1 protein-coding gene is annotated in these 255 nt (G+C 51.8%); it reads right to left on the reverse strand.

What is annotated here, in order from left to right:
• A partial coding sequence (locus ACG59Z_RS18780) for an Ig-like domain-containing protein (protein WP_400200729.1) occupies positions 1-244 on the reverse strand: 244 nt, incomplete at its 3' end.
• Between the last annotated feature and the right edge of the window lie 11 nt (positions 245-255).

Raw genomic sequence — 255 nt, forward strand, 5'->3', positions numbered from 1 at the left:
TACCTGGTAATGATGGGTTACCTGCTGGGTCAGTCGCTGTTGCAGTCACTGTTTGACCATCAAGCAAGTCACCTGGGTTTGGCGCTGTCCACTTACCATCAGGGCCTGCAACTACAGTTGCTGTTGTGCCATCAGGGAAGCTCACAGTTACGGTTGATCCCGCTTCTGCTGTACCTGTGATTGGATTGGTCGCATTGATTGGATCAAGAACCGGTGCATTTGGTGCTGCCGTATCGACAGTCACGATGACATCTG

This window comes from Acinetobacter sp. ABJ_C1_1 (assembly GCF_044684115.1).
GTDB classification, from domain to species: Bacteria; Pseudomonadota; Gammaproteobacteria; order Pseudomonadales; family Moraxellaceae; genus Acinetobacter; species Acinetobacter nosocomialis_A.